The sequence below is a fragment of the Bacillus sp. ME78 genome (assembly GCF_903970865.1).
Taxonomy (GTDB): domain Bacteria; phylum Bacillota; class Bacilli; order Bacillales; family Bacillaceae_G; genus Bacillus_A; species Bacillus_A cereus.
This window is the reverse complement of record NZ_CAJCKK010000008.1, coordinates 165,314-185,237: the sequence shown is the minus strand read 5'-3', so window position 1 is coordinate 185,237 and position 19,924 is coordinate 165,314. Positions and strand designations below refer to the sequence as shown.

Sequence of the window (19,924 nt, the reverse complement as noted above, 5' to 3'; positions counted from 1 at the left end):
TATGAAATTTTTAAGCTAGTAACAATAGTTGATTATGCATTGCATGATTGTTACCAGTTTTTCCAGCGTCCCTCTGGATCAACACTTGCAAGTCTAACCCATCCATTTTGAACTTTTTCTCGAAATGTGAAATCATTATTTAGCAAACGTTCTATATATTGACTAGGCGCTTGAATTACAATTAGTAAACGAAGTGGTGAATGATACGTCTCACTATCTGACTGCATAACGGATTGCCAAGGTAAGCCCGGCAACAAATCACTTGCATTTCCCTGCATAACACCGAGACCCGCCGTTACGGTTTGGGTTGTTTTGTTTCCACTACCATAATAATGAGGAGCTACAGTTGAAGCGTAATATTGTAGATTTATCCACTGAGCTACTGTTCCTGGTCCTGCAATAATGTTAGCTAATATATCGCCACTTTCATCCTGTTTCCAATCATAATTATGGAGGAAAGCCCTACCGTCTAAGTCACAATCCTGAGTTAATTCTCGTTGCCCGATAATAAAAGATGCATTACGAGCTAATCCCCATTCTGGACGTATTTCACTCCAATCTTCTGCAAATCGATGTGCCTCTTTACTCGCATTTTTTATTTTCGTTTTAAAATTTGGTAATTGCGTTAAACGCTCTCTATTTGCATGTTGGCTCACATTTGGCATAATCGACTCGATACAATCAAATGCTTCTTGCGCAGTTTCCGAAAGTTCTGGGACGTAAATCCATTCCAATTCATCCACTGTTGTTTTATGTTCAGCTGCTGCAAAAATGGTGTCCTCAGGAATTTTAATACCTTCAGCAGACAACGCCTCTCTCACTTCTGGAAGATTACATAAAGTAGCGAAAACTCTTGCATTAAACCCTCCCGCTGCTCCGCCACACGCACCACACTCAAGTGCTGCAGCATAAGGATTGTTCGTACTTTGACTACTATGTCCGCACATTACAACTAAAGGAGCAAATTTTTCTGTCAGTCCCACCATTTTTAAAGCTTGACGCACATAGTTCACTTTTTCTTCTTTCGTAAAACCGATAGGTATCTCACCCTTTGTGTCATGAACATGATTAAGCGAGAATGTTGTATCAGGTTTTTGTAACATAGTTTTACGAAGGTTACGAATGAAACCACCAACTCCCCTTGGGACAAAACTTCTTGTCACCATCTGTAGACCAAGTAAAGGACCACTTAACTCAGGTAGCGCCATACTTGTCAGTACGTTCTGTTTCATCGTTTTAAATGTATAACGTACCGAACTGCCTACCCTCTTACGTTGCTCATAAGATTTAAGTTCATTTTCATTTGTGAGCTCTTTTATTTGATGTTTCGGTTTGAGTATAACTGGCAAAGAAGGATGGTTATTATTGCTACCTAGTTCACTAGTTGCAATTGGTAATCCAAAGAAACCAGCTATCCCAAATGTTTCAAACGGACCTAATTTTTCAAGATGGCGACGAAACGGTTCTGAACGTACATCAATACAGAATGCTAATTGAGCTAATACACGCTTTTTATCATTGGTTGCACGTTGTGTAGAAGCAATCTTCTCCCTTAATTGCTCTGCATGCGTTTGTTCCCAAGCTTCCAGCCAAAGTTTCCTGCGAATATTTTCATCAAAACGATAAGCGAATACTAATAATTCACTTTGTTCAGCAGCAGGCATTTGTAACCATTCCCGTGTTGAAATATTCCCCCAATAGATCCAAGAAGCTATAAGTGGGACGATCGAAACTTTTTTCTCAACCTTTTGATGTTTTAAAAGTAAATAAGGTTTTGCAATAGCCAGCTCCATAGAAATTCGAACTGCTAAATATTCTATGAGAAGTTCCTGTTCCTGAATTGATTGTTGTGAGCGCCATCGTATCATTCCTGCCCACCCAGGCAAAGAAAGCAAGTGCCCTTCAAGGTAAGATTGTATGTTAGATTCAGAAATTCCTAGTTCAGATAATGCTCTCGCTAAAGCTACTTCGGCATCTTGTGGCCAATCTTTTAAAACTTTACGCTCATTTTTACTGAGCGCTGGATCAAATTTAATAAGGTGTTGCCATGCACGATAAAAACCTTTCTCTCGATTTGGCATCGTCCAACTTGATCCGGAGTCATCAAGATATAATTTACACCATTTAATGATATGATAATTAAGAACATCAGATAGGTTTTCACTATTTTGATTCTCTATAAGCGAACTTATTGGCTGCATAACAGACGCTTTCATACTTGCTGTATTTATATAACTCATTTCTTCTGCCAATTTATTTACTTCTGGCGATGATAATAGACTAGAAGGTAATTTTTCTAACTTTAAAGCTGCTTGGCAAAATCGCTCTGCTTTCTCTCGCGGAATATGAAAAGATTGTGAATCCAGCCAACGAGACAAACTCATTTGTAAAAATGATTCCTCAATCTCACCTTTTGCTTTTGCCGAATGAATCATGGAAGCACTAGGATAAATATCCACATTACGAGCTTCTTTTAACCAATTTGCGACTTGTTCAAATGATTGCTTTTCAAGTCCCATCCAAGGGTGGTGAGCTGCAAACGTCGAGATAGGCCAAAGTGGTGCAATAACTCGGCTAGCAGATGCAACGAAATCATTTATATTATTTTCTTGCATATCAATGTTTGTATCTTTCTTTAATATTGACGGTATGCTCATCACGAATTACCTCCCTTTGATACATAATGTTTCAGATAGCTTGGGTGACTTTCTACTGACTTTCTTCTCGCCTCACCTACTCGAACTAACCAAAGATAAAGTACAGCGAATAAAGCAGAAGATTGATGACGAGTAACGAAAGTACTAATAACACTACTAAATAGTAAAATACATATAACAAAGATAACGGCTGGAGCTGAAGGTTGAACACTTTGATAAATATCAGTATGCAACCATTTATAAAGAGAATTATGAACAGTAAAGTAAATGAGAGAAAATCCAATCAAAACAATTAAGCCAGCAATTCGTCCCATTCTTCCCTCTCCAAAAACAACAAGCTGTTTCCATGAAAAGTATAGTGACCATCCTAAGATTAACGCACTAACTAGTTGATACCCCTCTCCAGAAGTCATAAACCAGAAAGTAATTGCTATAAATAATCCTAAAACACGTCCAACTATACTCCACAAATTGGACATCTTTTCATTAGACTGATTCACTACCCCAAAACGTTGCACTGAAGAACCAGCTTGTAAAAATAGTGTAGCTTTAAACAAACCATGTAAAATTAAATGAATAACAGCTGCTAAATAGGCGCCTAATGCACATTGAATAAGCATAAATCCCATTTGTGCAATAGTTGAACCTACTAGCTGACGTTTATAATCAACTTGGACTAAACTAATTCCTGTACCTATTAAGACAGAAATACTAGAGAAAATTAGTAAAATTATTTGTGCAATATCATCATGAAAAAGAGGTGAAAATCTAGTTAACATGATACCGCCAGCATTTACTAAACCCGCATGCATAATAGCAGAAACAGGAGTTGGAGCAACAGCAGACTCAATTAACCATCTTTGAAAAGGCCATTGTGCTGCTGGAATCATCACAGCTAATATAATTAATAAGTTAATTCCTGTTCTCTCCAATGTTCCATGTAGCGCTACATTTTCATTCGTTAAAACTGATGTTAACTGCCACTGTCCTGTTACTTGAAAAAGCCAAATGATAGCTGATAGTAAGGCAATCCAACTTATTGTAAATAAATAGCCAGAGATTTTAGTTGCTTCACTAACTACTTTCCAACCTTTATTTAGCCCTATGAGTAGAACCAATCCTATAAGCGTTGCTCCCCAACAAATGAGCATTAAACGAAGATCATCACTTAACCATGCAACCGAAGATACACCTGTAGTAAATGTAAAAAGTGCAAAGTATTTTCGATATGAGTGATCCCCCATTAAGTAACGTACAGAGAAACGCTGAATGATTAAACCAATTGTAAGAACAAAGAAAGCCATTAACCAAGCTAAAGTATCTAGATGCCAAGGCCCCACAACTCTATCTCCATTGTTATTAACAAGTGCGAGTAAAGAAACCAATGAAGGTAAAGCAGCGATACCAATATGGATATGAACAAAACGTAAAGGTACCCTTGCATGTAAAAACAATAATCCACTTAGCCAAGAAGCACTAAGCGCCATAAAAAATAAAGTTAACAGTGTTGATGAACTCAGCGAAATTAACATGTTAAATACTCCCTTCTAAGCGAAAATAGCCTATAAAAATTCCTTTTAATTACGATAGTTTTTTAAATTTCAATTTTCATTCACTCTTTTTAGTGCATCGTTTTTTCCCATAAAAAAAACCGACAACTTCCATAATTCAATGATTTTATATCATCATTGAATTATGGAGATTGTCGGTTTCACTTCAACTAACTTCAATAAAGTTTTTTGAAGAGCTCCCATTTTATAGAGGATAGTAATGTATGTATTACTCCTATTAAAAATAACAGTATATCTCTGATCTCCTAGATTATGCAATCAATATATCAATTTATGTTATGCGCTATCTTTCAATTAAGAAACTTTTTCATTTAATCAATATTACATATTAAAAAAATGCTAAAGCCTTAATTATAGCAAACAGTTAAAATAAGCATCTATTAATTTTTTAAAACAATTATAAGATAAACTATATTAAGCAGTTTGTCAATTTATTTATCAGTTTTTTTGAACGTTATTCCAATTAAAATTCAGTATACGTAAATAATTTCAAGTTTTTAATTATTATTATGTTAATAAATTTAAATAAAGTGCAAAAATTTAAGGTTTCTTAACTCTCTCACTACATTTTTAGTTTATCTTCCACTAACCTTAAGATGTTTTTTATTTTTTAAATTTTTCCTCAAGATTATGAAACAATTTAAAAATCATTACTCGTTCACCAGTGCGGGAGCTTATATCCGTATGAAAGCTTTTCACTTTTTCTTCAGTTAATTCTAGTATAATCTCTTTCAAATCTTCAATTCCAGATTCAACTAGCTCCGAACGATTTTTCTTTATCGTTAGCATACCGTCTTTTGTTTCGCAAACCGTATATTCAGCCGGCGTTAAAATACCTTGTAGATTTACGATAATCATATCCCTTAATATATCTGTCTTAACGGATATAGACCCGCGTCCTAGGTAGTCCTTTTCCCAGTGAGTAATTGCTTTGCTTATCTCTGATTCAATAGAGCCTTTTGAATTTTTCATCTTTGTATCCTCCTTCAATAAAATGTAATTACATTTATAATTACAATAACAATATAATAATCTGGATTGATTTTATTTTCAATTATTGAGAAGAATTTATAGGAATCGTTGTCATGTATCCTTTAATATTAAAGTGAATTTTCATATTGTAATATACGTTTTTTACTATCCCAAACAAAATACTCTTACTATAAAGACTCTGTTGCATACATTTCTAAAAAGGACATTCCGGAGAAAATAAGGAAACTCTTGTAACGTAATATACAAACGAAAAATCCTACACTTATGAATAGGATTTTTCTCTTGTTATATTAGTCAAAAAACTAAAAGTATACCTGCCCTCCAAACATATTACCGATTGGGTTTATGCATATTTCCTTCGAATTTTGCCAACCACCAATAACAGTAAAGGAATCCCTAGCTCATAAACGGGAAATGCAATTGGAATTACGAAAAATATGTAGTAATAATGGGTAAATGTTTGGATATTTTTAACTGACACAGCTATGATGAACGAAATAGGAGCAAGAACGAACGCTACTTTTCGCCAATCCTTCAAATGAAATATTTGCGCTGTTCCATAACAAGCGATAAACATGTATAACGCCAATTTCACAAAAATACTAAAAAACCAAATAATAACTATCAAAATATCCACATTTTGAATGAACTCCATGACAGATATGTATCGGCTCAAATCGTAAACGGGATACAAAAAACTTGAAGATAAATTCGGACCGAATGTTAAAATGACCGCTAATGTTCCGATCGTTACCATGAAAACGGCTAATCCTACCCCCAACATCGCCCTTGATGACGCTTGCTCTGGTTTATCCATAAAGAAAACGAACATCATCATCATGACAGCCTCTCCAAAAAATGCGGCTACAGGCGTATAGGAACCTTTCAGGATGGGAAGCCAGCCAGAATCGTGATAAATAGGCCGCATATAATCCCAATTCATATTACCAACATTCAAAATGATTACAAACGTTATCATTAAAAGTACAATTGGCCCTATGATTTCACTTAAACGTCCAATACCTTCCACCCCTCCTTGGTAAATGATAAAAATGAGCAATAACATCGCAGTAAAGACAATGACCCACAAAGGTGTATTATGAAACAAAGCGATAATAATGAACTCACCAAATTCACGGACGGTTATCCAAATTATCATGTACCACCCAAAGAAGTAAGGAATCATCATTAGCTTTCCTAGCCATTTACCAAGAATAGTTTGACTAAATTCAATGAGAGTTTGTTTCGGATAAAGCGAACCAAGTGTAGTTGCCAAAAAAGTAAGAGCAACCCCTATCACTCCTGCAATCAAAATCGAGATCCACGCATCTTGTTTGACAGTACGAATCGTCGCTGGAATAACTAGAAGGAGTGATTGTCCCACTTCAAATGTGAACATCATCCAAAAGATTTGCCTGCCAGAGATTTTCATCGAATTTCTCACACTCTATATTCCTCCTTATTTTTTCATTTCATTTTTCTTCAACTGCAACGGTGGTCCAGTCAGTCCTACTCGCCGAATAGTGAGCTGTGTATGAACAGAAACCTCCACTTTTCGAAATTGTTTACTCCAATTCTTTTTTAACCCTTTCCATTCGGATGGATATTTTTGATGAATGGCTTCTCCAAATCCAAAGATATCGGTTCCGTATTGTTTTTGAACCTTTTTAATAGTTTGGAGAGCTTCCTTTTCGGACTGTTTTTCCAATACATGTTCTAAAAGAGTAAGATTTTTTGGCTGCGAAAGATCTAAATTCGTATTGTTCTCCTGAATTGTTCCTTCACCAGAAAAAACAATGTCACACTTAATTGTGTCCCCTTGTATAGTAGGTATGATTTTTCTATTGATCTTTGTCATATATAAACTTGCACTACCATTTCCTTTAGAGGCTGTTGCTGTAACTGTCTGTTTACTTAAACGATTCACTATCCAAAGAGTAGTTAACCATTCCTGCATGTTCAAGTATCCTACCAATTTGAAATCGTTGTTAAATATAGCACCGCCTACAATTTGAAACCCTTTGACCACGGTTTTACCTTTTTTATGAGACACATTTAGTTTAATAACGGGCAAAATCGGGGTGATTCCATCACTCGTACCAGCAATAAGAAAATTCAATAAAGACATATCTCCCGCTGCCTCTATTTGCATATGCTCTTTAAGTGCCCCAAGTGCCGGGATAGACTCTAAAGGGATGGATGCTTTCAGAAAATCTTTTGCAGTATTCCCTTTTATGACAAACACACCTGCTCGTAATCGAATATCAGGATCGCGGCTATATGAATCTAAAACTGGAGCAAGACCACTTTTAGCCATTTTTTCTCCAATCAATATTACACGCTGGTGCCCTCGAAAAATTTCTCTCGACATTTTTGTTTGCATCATTTGTATAGCTTCATGTGTATCCCTTCCCGTTCCCGATTCTGTAAAAAACGCTTTTCCTGCATTACTTCTTCCGCTCTGTCCCATTCCCATTTTTGATGGAATAATAAACTGAGCACTAATTTCAATCTTATTATTCTTCGCTTGATCAAGTCCCCATCCTAATTCTATTGCCAAATCATTTAATTCTGTCCGATCCCAACATCCCGTCAAGAAGCATAAAGAAATGACCAGTATCATACAGAGTGCCTTGTGCAGGCTCATTCTGTTTCCCCTCCCCGTTTCTCATCTGGCTTTTGTCCACCTGAAAAACGGACTTTCTCTTCACCAGATACCATTATTGGGCGGTGGGTCATATTCCAACGAGGTGTTCGGAGAAAAACATCCTTTAAATCACGAGGAGTCTGTGGTGCAACTGGACTTAAATACGGAATGCCAAAAGAACGAATGTTAGTTAAATGAATCAAAATTGCAAGGGTACTTATTGCAACACCGTATAGCCCGAGCATCCCTGCCAATAACAGCATCGGAAAGCGTAACATCCGGTAAGCTGTTCCTAAGTTGTAGCGCGGGAACGCAAATGACGCAATACCGGTCGTCGCCACAACAATGACCAAAGGTGCGGAAATAATACCTGCTTGCACAGCAGCTTGCCCGATAACAAGTGCTCCGACAATACTAACTGCTGATCCAACAGGTTTTGGTAACCGAACCCCCGCTTCCCTCAAGCCTTCAAATAAAAACTCCATCATTAGCGCTTCTATGACAGCCGGGAACGGAATGCCTTCTCGCGCAGCTGCAATACTAATAAGCAAATTTGTCGGAATTAATTTAGGATGAAAGGTTGTAATAGCAACATAGAGAGAAGGAAGAAATAATGAAATATTAATTAATATTAAACGTATCCATCGAACAAAAGTTGTGTAGATGGAGCGTTCATAATAATCCTCCGCTGCTTGTAGACCAGTCCAAAATGTCATAGGAACAATCAAAACGAAAGGTGTGTTATCTACTAAAATGGCGACTTTTCCCTCTAATAAACTTGCACAAACCGCATCTGGCCGCTCAGTATTTTGAATTTGTGGAAAGGGCGAAAAGGGTTGGTCCTCAATAAACTCTTCAATGAAAGCTGACTCCAATACTCCATCAATTTGAATTCGCTTTACCCTTTGGCGAACTTCATCCAAAACCGAATCAGGTGCAATTCCCTCAATATAGGCAATTACCACATCTGTCTGTGACAATTCCCCAATCGAATAAGATTCCATTTTTAGTTTTTGGCTTCGAATTCTTCGGCGAATCAGGCTCGTATTGACCCTTATCGTTTCCGTAAACCCGTCCCGAGGGCCACGAACAGAGATCTCGGCAGCCGGCTCTTCAATACCTCGTTTTTCAAAACCTTTTAAATCAGCGACTAGAGCTTGACTCTCTCCTTCTGTTAAAATGACGATATTCGCTTTCAATACTGCTTCTATAACCTCACGAACTTTAGAGATTGTCTTTACTTGAGAAACCGCAATTAGCTGATTTTGTATAATTTCTCCTACCGAATCCACACTCTTTACTCCACTAGGCAGACCTTCAAACATCATTGGTTTCAAAACAACTTGTTCCACAACTTTAGTGTCAACTAATCCATCTATATAAATAAAGAGAATTTTATTTTGACTATCTATGATTATTGGACGAAAAACAATATCGGAACAATTTTCAAAAACTTGTCTCAAAACTTCTTCATTCGCAGATACACTCTGCTTGAGTCCGCACTCTTGATCATTTTGGAGCAGCATACTTGCACTCTCAAGTTCCTGAATATCTTTTCTCAAACGCTTTCTACTAAGTTTTTTCATCATACTACCCCATTTATCGAGTGGTTATGTTTTGAACCCAATTGTTAATAATATCTTGACAGAATAGCTTTAAAAAACAGTTCCACTAAATGTTTTTTGTAAGTAATCATTTATCTAGAAAACAACAGGAAAATATCCCCTCTATTATCCTTCTTAAAATCTCCTTACACATGAAAATTATTCAATTTTTTCTATAAGTTAGTTATTCTAAAGTGAGTTATCCATAAAGTAACTTGTAAATGATGCTTTGTTAAATTGGTAGTAATAAGCTTATAGAAACGAGCAAAAAAAGCATGTCCTGAAGAAAGATAAATCAGAACATGCTCTTAATTTATTTATTTGATACTATAGACGTTGATCTTTCTGGAAGTTTAGTTGAAAATGATCCGCTTCATTGTATACCCCGAATTCATATCCTTTTTCCTTATAAAATTTAATAATTTCCGGAAGCGCTTGTAATGTCTGTGGTTTTTCATGCATTAGAACTACTTCCACATCTTCTGTTGTTGTACGCTTTACATTTTCTATAATTTGCTGTGGGTTACCTTTTAATTTCCAATCATTTGAATCTATCGTCCAATCCCAAACTTTTATTCCTGCTTCTACAATTTTGTTACGAATGTCCTGCCCCTTTAATCCTGGTGCAGATCCATATGGAGGACGGACTAGTTTAGGAGTTGTACCTGTAATATTATGAATAAGAGCTAACGTTTCTTTCATCTCCGTTACAAATTGTCCTTTTTTGTATAGCTTATCACTATTATGTGTCATACTATGTGCACCAATATAATGTCCTTCTTTTACTGCTCGTTTTACATTTTCCTGAAAACCGGTATTCTGTAAATTGCTACCTTGCATAAAAAATGTCGAAGCAACATGTTGCTCTTTTAGTACATCTAAAAATTTCCCAGTTAATTCGCTAGGACCGTCATCAAATGTTAAATAAACAACCTGTCCTACTGGTTTTCCATCAGGTCTTTTCTGTTTTGTCAGTGATGTGTCCTCTTTCTTTTTTTGTTGTTGCGTATTAGCTAGCCTAATATTTTCATTAGCTACCCCTTTCGCTGGGATAGAGTTCCATTTCCCTATTAAAAAGAACGTGAAAAAGGTCGTTGCTAAAACAACTCCTAGAGATAGTATTGCCTTAGTTACTACACTTGTTTTTTTCTTATTTTGTGATTCTTTCATTATGTTTCGATCCTTTCCCTACTCATTTTCATATTCATTATTTATGCAGCTAAACATTAACTTCAGCTGATATTTACAATAAATAGATTAATAGAGGAAGGTGAAGATAAAATGCAGATAATGTCGAAATTAGTTAAAGAATAGCCTATTACATCCACTCTTTAAAAAAATATTTGTTTCTCTACTACAGTTAAATTTGAAAACTGGATATACATCCAAAATAAAAAATACTACTCTTTCTAAATAACATTTTTACATCAAGATAATAGCATACCGGTATAAAGATAAAATACAGAGATGGCCGTACTATTGAAATTCTATTATAATTTTGTAATTGGAATTCATTTGAACCAAATGAAGAACTAGAAGAAATATTATTATGTGGAGGTACTCCGATGAACCTTGTAATTAGAGAGTTAGAAACAAATGATTTAGATAATCTCCCGGAGATTGATGACAGTTTTATAGTGAATGCTCGGTTAATTCTTTCTCTTTCCAAAGGAAATAGACGCATAGAATATACAGTAGAAGACGTTCCAAGTTATGAAAAAAGTTATTTACAAAATCAAGATGATAATGAAGAACTGGCTTACAATGAATATATAAATAAACCTAATCAAGTCATTTACATAGCTCTGTTACATAACCATATCATTGGATTAATGGTATTGAAAAAGAATTGGAACCACTATGCTTACATAGAAGATATAACGGTAGATAAAAAATATCGTACAATCGGAGTTGGCAAAAAATTAGTTGATCAAGCAAAGCAGTGGGCAAAAAAAGGAAATATGCCAGGTATCATGCTTGAAACGCAAAATAATAATGTCGCAGCATGTAAATTTTATGAAAAATGTGGATTTGTAATTGGTGGGTTTGATTTTCTTGTTTATAAAGGTTTGGATAAGACAAGTGATGAAGTTGCAATTTATTGGTATATACATTTCAAATGATAATAGTTTATAACGTAAAAAAACTCAAAATAAAACCCCAATTTCTCTATATTAAAATCGAGAAATTGGGGTTAAGTTATTTAAAACAAATAACTAATTAATAATCCTGCTGATAACAAGAAGCCGAAAATCGTATTTGTCATCGCTGTTGATTTCATTGCGATGCGCATATATCCAGGATCCTTTGCCCCTTTTTGGAAACTTTGAATCGCAGAAATTGGCTTTCTCAAACCTAGGAACATAACTAATGCCCAAGGGCTTATATAACCCATTAATACAATTACGGCAATCCATAAATACGCAATGAAAAAGGCTACTGCTAGTGTTACCACAGCTTTCTCTCTCCCAAGGAGGATTACTAATGTCTTTCTTCCACCTTTAATATCTTCTTCGATATCTCGGATGTTATTTGACATATTGATTGCACCGACTAAAATTCCAATTGGAATGGAAATCAATACACTTTCAATCGTTAAAGTATTCGTTTGAATAAAGAAAGCAATGAGTACAAAACATGTTCCCATTAACAATCCAGAAACTAATTCTCCAAACGGAGTGTACGCAATTGGTAATGGACCGCCTGTATATAAATAGCCAACTGCCATCCCAATTAAACCAATAACGACTAACCACCAACTACTATTCATACAAATATAAATGCCAATAAAAGCTGCTACGACATATAATAAAAGCGCAACTGTTAACACATTTTTTGGCTTCAATCCATGACGGACAATTCCGCCACCGATGCCAACGGATTCAGCGGTATCTAATCCACGTTTGAAATCATAGTACTCATTAAATAAGTTCGTTGCTATTTGCAGCGCTAAACATGCAAGCATCATCGCAATAAATAAAAGCCAATCAATTTTGGCAACATAAAGTGATGCCACTGTCCCTAAAATTACAGGAGAAAACGTCGCCGTTAATGTATGCGGGCGCGTCATCTTCCATATTAATTTAGCGGAACTAATTTCCTTTTCATTCCCCATAACTCTGTTCAATCTCCCTACATTTTAAGTATAAATTACTAGCAGTATCTTTCTATCTATTTCCTGCCACGCATCCATTCATTATATCAATAAATGATTATCCTTTCTAACAAATCAACTTTTAATAAAGTAAAATTTATAAAATGAAACTTTACCATCTTCACATAATATTCTGTATTACTCCTAAGAGTGGTTTTAAAGCGATGCGATAAGTAAATGAAATACATAATAAAAAAGAGCCAATCTCTAACACAATAGAAGATTGGCTCTTGCCTTTATTTATTCCCCAATTTCAGAAAATCGCTTTATACGTTCACCAATTTCATCGCGAACACGTTGAAATTCAGACCATTCTTTTCCTGCTGGATCATCAAATCCCCAGTGAGCACGATTCACATCCGACGGAGTAGATGGGCATACAGCATCTGCATGACTACAAAGTGTAACGACTAAATCAGCATTATTTAAAATGTTTGTATCAATCATATCTGATGTTTGATTTGTTATATCGATATTCACTTCATTCATTGCTTTAATAGCATTGGGATTCACTCCATGTGCTTCGATTCCTGCAGAATATACATTCCACTTATCTCCTAAATATTGTTTACCCCACGCTTCTGCCATTTGGCTTCGGCATGAATTTCCTGTACATAAGAAATAGATTGTTTTTTTGTTTTCCATGTTGTTTTCCACCTCTGTTTTTAAATTTAAACTGGTTGATTATTAAAATATTTACGTTTAAACCAAAAAGCAACATTTACAAGTGCAATCATTACAGGTACTTCAACTAATGGTCCGATAACTGCTGCAAATGCTGCGCCTGAATGAATACCAAACACCCCAACTGCTACAGCAATTGCTAACTCAAAGTTATTACTACCTGCTGTAAATGCTAATGTTGTCGTCACCGGATAGTTTGCACCAATTTTTCTTCCCATAAAGAAAGAAACAAAAAACATTACAATAAAATAAATGAGTAATGGAATTGCTATTCTTACTACATCTAGTGGTACGCTAACAATCATCTCCCCTTTTAAAGAGAACATAACGATGATCGTAAATAGCAATGCAAGTAATGTAAGTGGACTAATTTTAGGTATAAACACCTTTTCATACCACTGTCTTCCTTTTAACTTAACTAGTAAAAAACGTGTCAACATACCTGCTATAAAAGGAATTCCCAAATAGATAAATACTGATTTTGCTACTTCTATCATTGTAATATCGACAATAGCACCTTCAATCCCTAACCATTCTGGAATTACAGTTACAAATACGTATGCATAAACTGAGAAAAAGAGCATTTGGAATACCGAATTAAAAGCAACTAAACCTGCCGCATACTCTTTATCCCCATCAGCAAGATCGTTCCAAACAATGACCATTGCAATACAACGTGCTAATCCAATCATAATGAGACCAACCATGTATTCTGGTTTATCAGGAAGAAAAATAATTGCTAACACAAACATAAGTACCGGACCAATAATCCAGTTTTGTACTAAAGATAGAACTAACACTTTTACATCTTTAAATACTCGGCCCATTTCCTCATAGCGAACTTTCGCTAATGGTGGATACATCATTACAATTAAACCAACAGCAAGTGGAATAGACGTCGTTCCAACCTGTAATGTATTTAGTCCATCTACTACACTAGGGAACACAAACCCTAAACCAATCCCAACAGCCATTGCTAGAAAAATCCATAGTGTTAAATATCGATCTAGAAAGGATAAACGTTTCATTTTATTTTCCATCTCCTATTAACAACAAGAATTTTTAGCTACCTCATTTGAAGTCGTGCAACAAGATGGATCTTCTATTTTATGAACATCACTATCTGCTTTTGTATAAAAGAACTCCCACTCATTACCATCGGGATCCGTTACCCAAAACTTATCTTGTACTGCATAGCAACAAGTCGTATCCATCTCATCACGCGCAAAGAAACCTTCTTTTTCTAATCGTTCTTTATGTAATGTAATTTCTTCAGCTGTATCAACTTGGAAACCAAAGTGATTTACTTGATTTCCCTTCACTTCATCTCGCACGTTCAGCGTGAAATTAAGTTCTGGCGTCTCTAATAAAAATTTTGCATAATCTGTTTTCACTTTAACTGGTAATACACCAAATACTTTTTCATAAAATTCAATAGACTTCTCTAAATTCTTAACGTTTATACCGACGTGAACATATCTCATACCTTATTCCTCCTCTTTACATGTCATTAATCAAGTTTTTTTGATTAATATTACAAAATTTTAACAACAACTACCTTTTCCTGTTTTTCTAAAGATACAGCACAATTCTTCTGATAATAAATTATTCACTTCCGCATCATTTAAATCATAATAACTCCACGTACCTTTTGTTTCTTTTACAATTAAACCTGCATCTAATAAAATCTTTAAATGATATGACAACTTAGATTGCGTCATTTCAAAAACTTCAGTTAAATCACATACACACGTCTGACCTCGCTGGCAAAGTTCATACATGATTTCTAAGCGTTTCTGATCCGCCAACGCTTTAAACTTTTTCTCATAGAGCTGAAAATTTTGTGCCACTGTAGTTCACTTCCCTTCATCAACTTTTTTTGATGTTTATAGTATATACGTAGATGAGTTCTATATGCAACTTATTAATCAAGTTTTTTTGATTTATCTAAAAAACTTCCTCGCATCATATCTTTGTTACAATTAAAAAAGACCATAACCTTTTCAAAAATGAAAAACTATGGTTCTTTTTACAACTTAATAGTTACAATATTTCTGAGGAATGGAGTCTCTATAACTGTTTTTAATTTTAATTTGATCATTATAGAGTAGTGCCCCATCACCCTCAATCTAAGAAAAACAAATACCCCAAAATGAGAAAAATCGATATAACTCTTCGGCAAATAAAGATAACTCTTGTTTTTGGTGCATATTCATAAAAAGCACGCCATCCTTTCTCATTAACATAAGAGAATAGTAACGTGCTTTTAATTTCAAAAATAGTCTAAATCCTTAAGTTGATGGTTGTGGGGCGGGACCCCATCGCCATCAAGCTAACAAGGACGATTTACCCCAAAATGAAAATTTTATTTCTGTACAGTTGTTTCTTACAATTCAGCTCATTTTTTTCGTTTTGAGGAATACTAGACTTCTTAAATTGATGAATGTGAGGAATTCGATTTCTTAACTTTAGTTTGATAGCGATATGTGTACTACCACGTATAGAACGGTACCTTTTATATATTTTCTGTCGTAATATTAACTCCGTATTCTCTATAAAAATCTAAAATTGTAGATGCATTCACACCCAAATCTAATAGATTTTCTGGAAAGTAAATTTCAGAATCCGGAACCACAATATCAGATGTTTGTAAAATATTCTCTGCTTGGACAGATGCTCCTAAAGCAGTAAGATGTGTCTGTCCTAACGGATCCGATATGTTCACACATCGTCTATGCAATACACCAGTATCATCATAACCTTTAAGGTGAATAACTATGTTATGTGCACTTCCCTTTCCGGGTTTATAGAGAATATTTTTCCGTAAACCGGTAAATTTTTCTCCGCTAATTATTTTCCAAATTCCTGTATTCACCAGAGAAACCAATCCATATGTAGATATTTTACTATCAAAAGCAATACGAAAGTTAGCCGAAACAGCATGCATAGATTCTGGCAGAGTTATGTGATCAGGAGTATCCAAACGATAACATTTTGTTATATAACCGTTGGGAAAGCGGACTTTGATTGGATCAGTCATTGGATAGGCCTGTCGCATTCCCTCTTGAGATTTGACTTCAAATGGAATAGTTAACCGATCCATATATGCTGTTGAATTTGGTCCTGCTTTGTCTTGAAGAGAATATAATGCGTTGATATCAACTGTAACCTCTTGAAGATCTTTTGAATAAATTTTAGAAAAAAGGGCTGCTGTCCCCCCCATCCACCCAGAAGCTAATACAACAGGGGATTGAACTTCAACATTTTCCAATCGAGCAATAGAACTCTGAAAGCGTTCAGTCCAACGAGTAATGTCAACCAATGGAATTCTTCTTTTGACCGCGGATAGAAGTAGTCTATCTTGAGAATCATTAACCGCATTAACAACTAATGTGAGATTATCATTCAAACTTCTTAAAGGATCATCTGTTGTGTTGTCCACCTTGACTATTTTTACTCTCTCTGATTCAAAAGGTAGTGCTTTCCCTAAGGTTCTTCCTCCTAATCTAATTTCCAAATCAGGATGTCGATCATGTAAAATTTGAGCAATTTGGCTACCAACAACTCCATATCCACCAACAATTAATACGGTTTTCTTATTCATCTGAAACCTCCATTTTAATTAGTATTCACTCATAAGTTTAAATGATTAAAAACTTAAACCTTTTAACATAAAAACCATTAAAAAAGGGGCAAAATGTGTCCCTAAATTATAAATTTGTATCTAATTCTTACATTCATCTTCGACTAAAGAAACAAGTTCTTTTAAAAGATTTATTGTTTCATTAAATTCAAGGCAATAATACATTTCAGTGCCTTTTTTCTGAACTTGAAGCAACCCTGATTGTTTCAATATTTTCAGATGATGAGATACAGTAGGCCTTGACATTGGAATATGCTCCGCAATTTGCGTCACATTTAAGCTATCTTTATCAATTAAAAGTGATACAATTTGCCGACGTGTTGGATCTCCCAGCCCTTGAAAACACGGTCCTAAACTTTCTAAAAGATGCATTACTTTATCATTACAGTTCATTTCACTCACATTTCCTTTTGTTTAAGAATTTAATCATTTAAACGTATTATAAATTACATTACTATCTAATGCAATAAAGAAGTAGCACCAACTTTGAGTATAAATATAGAAAGTTTCATACACGGCCGTTTTCGGTTTTCCATATTTGTCAGAATGTCGGTTCTTTTTCCCGTAACAATTGCCGAATCCATACCAGCTACAACCAGGACAAACCCACGAAATTAAGCCTATATCAGATTGTATCCAAAGCTTCCAGGGGTACCGCCACATCGATATAAAGCTAAGGTTCTGCACTATCCATAAAGCAAAAAAGACGTTATCCTTTCTGTAGAATTATAGGAAAGGATGGCGTCTCTTTATGAATCTTTCGATCCTTGACGAACTTCAACCGATTGCTGAAGAATTACAACGACATATGTCTCCTCATGTTCTAGAACACCTAGCCAAAGAAAAAGGATTCGTTCAGCGAAAGAGTAAATATCAAGCACAGGAGTTAGTTGCTTTATGTGTATGGCTTAGTCAACAGGTTGCAAGTACATCACTCACACAATTATGTAGCTGCCTTGAAGTATCTACAGGTATTCTTATCAGCCCTGAAGGACTTAACCAACGATTTAATGCTTCCGCAGTACAGTTTCTTGAACAAGTTCTAGCTAACCTTCTAACTCAAAGAATTCATTCAACAAAAGAAATAATTCATCAATATACCACGACATTTAAGCACATTCGGATTCTAGACTCTACAACATTTCAGCTTCCAGATAAGTTTTCTTCACATTATCAAGGTTCAGGTGGAAGTAGCCATACGGCAGGAGTTAAAATTCAATTGGAGTATGACCTATTGAGTGGAAAGTTCCTGCACGTTTATGTAGGAGAAGGAAGAGAAAATGATAAAACCTTTGGTTCAACAAGCCTACAAACCATTCAACCAAAAGACTTGTACATAAGAGATTTAGGCTATTTCGACTTACATGACTTACAGAAGATCCATGATAAAGGAGCTTACTATGTCTCACGTTTGAAATTAAATTCTCGAATCTATTGTAAGAATGATCAGCCAGAGTATTTTCGAAATGGGACCGTGAAGAAAGGAACACTCTATATTCAGTTAGATATGGAAGAACTCATGAATCAATTGTCCCCTGGTCAAACAATGGAGATTCCAGAGGTATACATTGGACAGTATCAAAAATTACCAGCTCGTGTTATTATTCATCGATTAACAAAGGAACAAACAGAAAAAAGGTTGAAAGAACAAACCAAAAGAGAAAAAAAGAAAGGTATTATCTACAAAGAACGGAGTAAACGGTTGAGTGGAATCAATGTGTATATTACGAATCTTTCTGCAGAAAATGTTCCAACGGAACATATCCATGACTTCTATTCATTACGTTGGCAAATTGAAATTTTATTTAAAACATGGAAATCTTTCTTTCAAATTAACCAGTGTAAAGAAATCAAGAAAGAACGCTTAGAATGCCATTTATATGGGCAACTCATTAGTATTTTACTCTGTTCATCGACGATGTTTAAAATGCGTCAGTTACTCTTGGATAAGAAAAAGAAAGAGCTAAGTGAATACAAATCCATCTATATGATAAAGAATTATTATCTATTGTTTTATGAAGGATTACAAAAGGACATTCATGAATTATTAAAAGTTTTACTGCGTTTGTTTTATCTTTTAGAGAAAAATGGGCGAAAATCTCACCGGTACGAAAAGAAAACCGTCTTTGATATCTTAGGTGTTGTGTATGATTATACGTTGTCACAAAGTTTCAAAGTTGTATAATATTTTTTGAAATACCTATTTAATAGGCTTATTTGTTATGCCCATCTTTAATACAGTCGTAGAAATTTAAAGAAATAACTCTCACATATACCCTCTTAGCACCCTTAACTTGATGGTGATGGGGCGGGACCCCAATAAGAACAACGGTATCTAAGGTTGTATGAGCTGTGTTTGTTCCATTCCAAAGGCCTCAGCCGACGATTAACTCAAGTACCGGTTTCGGATGACCCCCATGTGATGAAGTTCGTGTCCTGCGATGCCATACGCGAGGGCGCGCACCGTAATGCTTAGGTTGTTGGCTGTGCCCTTGCGGGTCCACGCCTCCGCCGGTAGCCCGCGCAGCAATGTAATCGTTGATTGCCGTATGGCCCGGTAGTCTTCGGCCAATTGCGCGGTTGTCCAGCTTCCGAAAGGAGGTATGAACAATTCCTGATCGAAACCAGTCAGAGGTGTCTGGTCCCCTCTTGCGAACCGGAGCAGGCGGTAGGTCATGACGCGTTCCGCGTCTGCAATGTGGCCTACGACTTCTTTCAGCGTCCATTTCCCTTCCGCATACCGATATGCGGCCTGGCTTTCGGTCAACGATGCCAGGAGCTCGGTCATTTGCTTTTCCTGGGCGAGCAGAATATCGATGATGTTACCGTCCGGCACCAAACGGATATATTCGCCGGAGCTCCCGGCATATTCTACTTCTGACGGTCTTTGATTCATGCGTAGTCACCTCTTTATGTAGATATAGAAAATTATAGCACTCGTCTATGTCTAATAAATTCGCGAAATAATAGA

The 19,924-nt window shown here is 35.7% G+C and carries 17 protein-coding genes; 2 read left to right on the top strand and 15 right to left on the bottom strand.

Going from position 1 to position 19,924, the window contains the following annotated elements; translation table 11 throughout:
• Positions 1 to 50: 50 nt before the first annotated feature.
• From H6481_RS12255 to H6481_RS12225, 7 genes are all read right to left on the bottom strand, one after another.
• Positions 51 to 2,657 carry a putative inorganic carbon transporter subunit DabA gene (locus H6481_RS12255; protein WP_182811855.1) on the bottom strand — a complete coding sequence of 869 codons (2,607 nt, stop codon included), beginning with the start codon at positions 2,655 to 2,657 and terminating at the stop codon, positions 51 to 53.
• On the bottom strand, positions 2,657 to 4,189 hold the full coding sequence (locus tag H6481_RS12250) for an NADH dehydrogenase subunit 5 (protein WP_071731961.1): 1,533 nt from the start codon (positions 4,187 to 4,189) through the stop codon (positions 2,657 to 2,659). The genes H6481_RS12255 and H6481_RS12250 overlap by 1 nt, the downstream gene beginning before the upstream one ends.
• A 642-nt stretch (positions 4,190 to 4,831) precedes the next feature.
• Entirely contained in the window at positions 4,832 to 5,200 is a 369-nt protein-coding gene (locus tag H6481_RS12245) for a DUF2294 domain-containing protein (protein WP_182811852.1), read from the bottom strand.
• A gap of 364 nt (positions 5,201 to 5,564) precedes the next feature.
• Positions 5,565 to 6,653, bottom strand: coding sequence for an endospore germination permease (locus H6481_RS12240; protein ID WP_182811875.1), 1,089 nt, complete (start codon positions 6,651 to 6,653; stop codon positions 5,565 to 5,567).
• A 27-nt stretch (positions 6,654 to 6,680) separates the two neighbouring features.
• A complete protein-coding gene (locus H6481_RS12235) occupies positions 6,681 to 7,868 on the bottom strand; it encodes a Ger(x)C family spore germination protein (protein WP_182811849.1) in 1,188 nt (395 codons plus the stop codon).
• A complete protein-coding gene (locus tag H6481_RS12230; RefSeq protein WP_182811846.1) occupies positions 7,865 to 9,457 on the bottom strand; it encodes a spore germination protein in 1,593 nt (530 codons plus the stop codon). Before H6481_RS12230 ends, H6481_RS12235 begins: the two co-directional genes overlap by 4 nt.
• 342 nt (positions 9,458 to 9,799) lie before the next feature.
• On the bottom strand, positions 9,800 to 10,642 hold the full coding sequence (locus tag H6481_RS12225; protein ID WP_182811842.1) for a polysaccharide deacetylase family protein: 843 nt from the start codon (positions 10,640 to 10,642) through the stop codon (positions 9,800 to 9,802).
• Positions 10,643 to 11,037: 395 nt separating this feature from the next.
• On the opposite strand from H6481_RS12225, the gene satA reads away from it, so the two are divergent.
• Positions 11,038 to 11,595: a streptothricin N-acetyltransferase SatA gene (satA, locus tag H6481_RS12220; protein ID WP_182811839.1), complete on the top strand. Its 558-nt coding sequence runs from the start codon at positions 11,038 to 11,040 to the stop codon at positions 11,593 to 11,595.
• 80 nt (positions 11,596 to 11,675) lie between these two features.
• On the opposite strand, the gene menA is transcribed toward satA, so the two are convergent.
• The 7 genes from menA to H6481_RS12185 form a co-directional block, all read right to left on the bottom strand.
• Positions 11,676 to 12,587, bottom strand: a complete 912-nt coding sequence (gene menA / locus H6481_RS12215) for a 1,4-dihydroxy-2-naphthoate polyprenyltransferase (protein WP_182811836.1) — start codon at positions 12,585 to 12,587, stop codon at positions 11,676 to 11,678.
• 279 nt (positions 12,588 to 12,866) lie between these two features.
• Positions 12,867 to 13,271: an arsenate reductase (thioredoxin) gene (gene arsC, locus H6481_RS12210; RefSeq protein ID WP_182811833.1), complete on the bottom strand. Its 405-nt coding sequence runs from the start codon at positions 13,269 to 13,271 to the stop codon at positions 12,867 to 12,869.
• A 26-nt stretch (positions 13,272 to 13,297) separates the two neighbouring features.
• On the bottom strand, positions 13,298 to 14,338 hold the full coding sequence (gene arsB / locus H6481_RS12205) for an ACR3 family arsenite efflux transporter (protein ID WP_182811830.1): 1,041 nt from the start codon (positions 14,336 to 14,338) through the stop codon (positions 13,298 to 13,300).
• Positions 14,339 to 14,356: 18 nt separating this feature from the next.
• Positions 14,357 to 14,794, bottom strand: a complete 438-nt coding sequence (locus tag H6481_RS12200; protein WP_182811827.1) for an ArsI/CadI family heavy metal resistance metalloenzyme — start codon at positions 14,792 to 14,794, stop codon at positions 14,357 to 14,359.
• Positions 14,795 to 14,854: 60 nt separating this feature from the next.
• Complete coding sequence (gene arsR / locus H6481_RS12195; protein ID WP_002026021.1) at positions 14,855 to 15,160, bottom strand: arsenical resistance operon transcriptional regulator ArsR; 306 nt, start codon at positions 15,158 to 15,160, stop codon at positions 14,855 to 14,857.
• A 665-nt stretch (positions 15,161 to 15,825) separates the two neighbouring features.
• Positions 15,826 to 16,914, bottom strand: a complete 1,089-nt coding sequence (locus H6481_RS12190) for a saccharopine dehydrogenase (protein WP_182811824.1) — start codon at positions 16,912 to 16,914, stop codon at positions 15,826 to 15,828.
• Between the two features lie 120 nt (positions 16,915 to 17,034).
• Entirely contained in the window at positions 17,035 to 17,346 is a 312-nt protein-coding gene (locus H6481_RS12185; protein ID WP_000995772.1) for a metalloregulator ArsR/SmtB family transcription factor, read from the bottom strand.
• Positions 17,347 to 17,704: 358 nt separating this feature from the next.
• On the opposite strand from H6481_RS12185, the gene H6481_RS12180 reads away from it, so the two are divergent.
• Positions 17,705 to 19,138: an IS4 family transposase gene (locus tag H6481_RS12180; RefSeq protein ID WP_001053926.1), complete on the top strand. Its 1,434-nt coding sequence runs from the start codon at positions 17,705 to 17,707 to the stop codon at positions 19,136 to 19,138.
• Between the two features lie 201 nt (positions 19,139 to 19,339).
• On the opposite strand, the gene H6481_RS12175 is transcribed toward H6481_RS12180, so the two are convergent.
• Positions 19,340 to 19,849 (bottom strand): DinB family protein, encoded by a 510-nt coding sequence (locus H6481_RS12175; protein WP_097988160.1) that lies wholly within the window; start codon positions 19,847 to 19,849, stop codon positions 19,340 to 19,342.
• Between the last annotated feature and the right edge of the window lie 75 nt (positions 19,850 to 19,924).

Excerpts from the sequence above, each read along its gene's own strand:
- H6481_RS12255 (WP_182811855.1), bottom strand. The coding sequence starts at position 2,657 with ATGAGCATACCGTCAATATTAAAGAAAGATACAAACATTGATATGCAA.
- H6481_RS12250 (WP_071731961.1), bottom strand. The coding sequence starts at position 4,189 with ATGTTAATTTCGCTGAGTTCATCAACACTGTTAACTTTATTTTTTATG.
- H6481_RS12245 (WP_182811852.1), bottom strand. The coding sequence starts at position 5,200 with ATGAAAAATTCAAAAGGCTCTATTGAATCAGAGATAAGCAAAGCAATT.
- H6481_RS12240 (WP_182811875.1), bottom strand. The coding sequence starts at position 6,653 with ATGAAAATCTCTGGCAGGCAAATCTTTTGGATGATGTTCACATTTGAA.
- H6481_RS12235 (WP_182811849.1), bottom strand. The coding sequence starts at position 7,868 with ATGAGCCTGCACAAGGCACTCTGTATGATACTGGTCATTTCTTTATGC.
- H6481_RS12230 (WP_182811846.1), bottom strand. The coding sequence starts at position 9,457 with ATGATGAAAAAACTTAGTAGAAAGCGTTTGAGAAAAGATATTCAGGAA.
- H6481_RS12225 (WP_182811842.1), bottom strand. The coding sequence starts at position 10,642 with ATGAAAGAATCACAAAATAAGAAAAAAACAAGTGTAGTAACTAAGGCA.
- satA (WP_182811839.1), top strand. The coding sequence starts at position 11,038 with ATGAACCTTGTAATTAGAGAGTTAGAAACAAATGATTTAGATAATCTC.
- menA (WP_182811836.1), bottom strand. The coding sequence starts at position 12,587 with ATGGGGAATGAAAAGGAAATTAGTTCCGCTAAATTAATATGGAAGATG.
- arsC (WP_182811833.1), bottom strand. The coding sequence starts at position 13,271 with ATGGAAAACAAAAAAACAATCTATTTCTTATGTACAGGAAATTCATGC.
- arsB (WP_182811830.1), bottom strand. The coding sequence starts at position 14,338 with ATGAAACGTTTATCCTTTCTAGATCGATATTTAACACTATGGATTTTT.
- H6481_RS12200 (WP_182811827.1), bottom strand. The coding sequence starts at position 14,794 with ATGAGATATGTTCACGTCGGTATAAACGTTAAGAATTTAGAGAAGTCT.
- H6481_RS12190 (WP_182811824.1), bottom strand. The coding sequence starts at position 16,914 with ATGAATAAGAAAACCGTATTAATTGTTGGTGGATATGGAGTTGTTGGT.
- H6481_RS12185 (WP_000995772.1), bottom strand. The coding sequence starts at position 17,346 with ATGAACTGTAATGATAAAGTAATGCATCTTTTAGAAAGTTTAGGACCG.
- H6481_RS12180 (WP_001053926.1), top strand. The coding sequence starts at position 17,705 with ATGAATCTTTCGATCCTTGACGAACTTCAACCGATTGCTGAAGAATTA.
- H6481_RS12175 (WP_097988160.1), bottom strand. The coding sequence starts at position 19,849 with ATGAATCAAAGACCGTCAGAAGTAGAATATGCCGGGAGCTCCGGCGAA.